This window comes from Actinomadura sp. HBU206391 (assembly GCF_014323665.1).
Lineage (GTDB): Bacteria > Actinomycetota > Actinomycetes > Streptosporangiales > Streptosporangiaceae > Actinomadura_C.
Genome location: NZ_JABVEB010000432.1, coordinates 1 through 3252, shown reverse-complemented (window position 1 = coordinate 3252; position 3252 = coordinate 1). Strand labels below are relative to the sequence as shown.

Genomic DNA, 3252 nt, shown 5'->3' with positions numbered 1-3252 from the left:
CATGCGGAGCTTGTCGCGGAACTATACGGACTTATCGCCCTGCACCCTCTTGACGAGGAGTTCATCAAGTACTTGATGCTGGCCCTTTACCGGTGCGGTCGCCAGGCGGATGCGCTGGCGGCGTACCGCCAGGCCCGTGTTCGGCTGGACATGGAACTGGCGATGGAGCCGGCGCCGGCGCTGCAGGACGTACATCAGCGCATTCTGCGCGGAGACGCCGATCTCGCCGCACCACCGTCTCGCCGTAAGATCGTTGATCAAGTTACCCCGAACGATCTGCCGCGGGACATCCCGAATTTCACCGGGCGAGCGGCGGAGATGAAGCGGCTGCTCGGCTCGCTCGACCATGGCTCGCTCGGCAATGTGACGCCCATTGAGGTCATCGATGGAATGCCCGGAGTGGGCAAGACCGTCTTGGCCGTTCATCTGGCGCATCAACTGGCGCCTCGCTATCCGGACGGCCAGCTCTTCCTGCGGCTGCGCGGCCACGATCCGAACCAGGAGCCGGTCGACCCCCGCGATGGAGTCGGGGGTCTGCTCCGGCTCCTCGGCGTCGCGCGCAACCGGATACCGGCCTCTCTGGAGAGCAGAGCCGCGTTGTGGCGGACCGAGCTGGCCGACCGCAGAGCGATCATCGTCTTGGACGACGCCGCGGACCAGGACCAGATCCGCCCGTTCCTGCCCGGGACTTCGAGATGCCTAGTGCTGGTCACCAGCCGCCGCAGGCTCACCGACCTCGAAGGGGTCAACTCGGTATCACTGGACGTCTTTCCCGCCGAGGACGCCGCTGCGCTGTTCCGCCGGGCGGCAGGCCAGGACCGCGCGATGGAATCCGACGACGTCGAGACCGTCGTACGGCTGTGCGGACGTCTGCCGCTGGCCATCCAGCTGGTGGCGAACCAACTCCGCCACCGGCCGGCTCGCAACGTGGCCGACATCGCCACCCGGCTCTCGCGGGCCAGGCTCCAGCTGGCCGAGATCCGGGCAGGCGACAGGGACGTCGCCGCCGCCTTCGAGTTGTCCTACCGAGGGCTGACCGACGAACTGCGCCAGGCGTTCCGCCGGCTCGGCCTGCACACGGGAATCGACCTCACCGCGCACTCGGCCGCGGCCCTCATCGGCTGTGACCCCTCGACCGGTGAACGCATTCTGGAAGAACTTCTCGACCATCACCTCGTCGAGGAGGCCGTCGCCGGGCGGGTCCGGTTCCATGACCTCCTGCGGAGATACGCCGCTGAACGGGCCTCGGCCGAGGAGCCCGAAGACGAGGCGCGCCAGGCCGTTCACCGGCTCCTCGACCACTACCTCTACCTGGCGGACAAGGCCGACCGCGTGCTGTACGAGCACCTGCGCCGCACCGAGGTCGACATCGTCCACGAACCTGAGAGCCCACCCCGCCTCGAGACCGCCCAAGAGGCGCAGGAGTGGATGAAGGCCGAACGCGTCAATCTCGTCGCAAGCTCACAGCACGCTGCGGAACACCGGTGGCAGCCCCATGCCTGGCAACTCCCACAGGTCCTCGCGGGCTTTCTCGAACGATTCGGGTACTGGGACGACGCGGTGGCAACCCACGAAAAGGCACTGGTCATCTGCCGCGCCATGGACAATCGCGAGGGAGAGGCGAAAGCCCTCCTCGAGCTCAGTCTGGTGCGCGGCCACACCGGCCATTTCGATGTGGCGCTCGATTACTCCCACGAGGCCTTGACGATCTACCGTTCCATTGGCGATCACCTCGGTGAGGCCGAAACCCTCGATCAGCAAGCGCGTGTGTGCTGGTACTCAGGACGTTTCAAGGCGGCTCTCGCCCACGCAGAGGCGGCGCTCGAGCTGTTTCGGGAAGTCGGCCACCTGCACGGTGAGTGCCAGGCCCTCATACACAAGGGTGTCGCGCTGTGGCAGGCCGGCATGTACCGAGAGGCCGTCACGGACTTCGAAGAGGTCATCGCCCTCAATCAGGACATCGGGGATCGCCGGCTGCAGGCTCAGGTACAGAATAATATCGGCGAGATCGCGCTGCGCCTCGGGGACGGCCGACGGGCGATGAGGATGTTCCACGAGGCCCTCGTCGCCATCAGGGATATCGGATGGGCCCAAAGCGAGGGTGTGGTCCTCAACAACATCGGCAATAGCCATCTGTATCTGAAAGAGCACGATGAGGCACTGCACTTCTACCGCGAGGCGCTGAAGATTTATCACACCACGGGAGATCGTCGTAATACGGCGAACGTCCTGAACAACATCGGGTCCGCCTATGTGCGTGATCAACGGTATCCCGAGGGGCTCATCCACCATCAGAAGGCCCTCGGCATCGCGCAGGTGATCGCCGACCCCTTCGAAGAGGTGCGCGCGCTTCGGGGCATCGGTGAGGTCCATCGGGGCTCCGGTCAGTACGGCGCGGCGCTCGAACACCACGAGCAGGCACTGACGCTCGCACGCGACCTCGCCGACCCCTACGAGGAGGCGTGTTGCCTCGAGGCGCTCGGAAACGCGACGCTCCAGGTCCAGGGTCACGATGCCGCCAAGCCGCTTTGGAGCGAGGCGCTCGCCATCTTCGAGCGGCTGAACGTGCCCGAGCGAGAAGCTCTGCGCGCACAATTGCTTGATCTTGGATTGAGCGCTTCCTGACCTTCCCGTTGACCCCCTATCGGGCCGTCACCGAATACTTTCTCTACGCAGTCGTACCTTGATAATCCCAGGTCATCATGGCAGGCCTACTGACACGCCCGCGATTCGCCTAACCGATGTTGTCAGATGCCCTCCATCGGCTTCCCAACGCCGCTACGATGCGACGAACGTGACAAGTGGTACGAATGAAGGGAGGTAGTAGTGTTTCGTACTTTTCAGATGATCTTTATGGGGCTGGCCTGACTCAGCCGGGCGGTGTGGCATCTTCGAGCCGTCCGCCGCCGTCGCAGTAAGACAAGTCTCGAATCCATGTGTCGATCGAGTCGATCGACACCTCCCCGCGCAATACGAAATCTTGATCATTTCTCGAGCGCGGTCAGTGTTCCGACAAATACCCCCGGTGTCGCAGGGGTTGCGGCCGGCTCGTAAGAATCGACCGGCCTTGACCAGGCAGCAGCCGCCGATAGCAGCTGGTCGTCGGCGTGCAGAATGCGAGCAGGGCAGTAAGCGGGCCGAACAGGCCGCCGAAGTAGTGCATGCCACCGGAGACGGGTGCGCGCAATCCGCGTAGCCGTACGAGAGCGGTCGGCCGTCGTTTCTTAGTGTGTTTGACGACAATGCATGCCG

The 3252-nt window shown here is 64.4% G+C and carries 1 protein-coding gene; it reads left to right on the top strand.

Going from position 1 to position 3252, the window contains the following annotated elements; genetic code table 11:
* The coding region (locus HKK72_RS37810; protein ID WP_187239193.1) for an ATP-binding protein at positions 1-2625 on the top strand (2625 nt) is incomplete at its 5' end.
* Positions 2626-3252 lie beyond the last annotated feature (627 nt).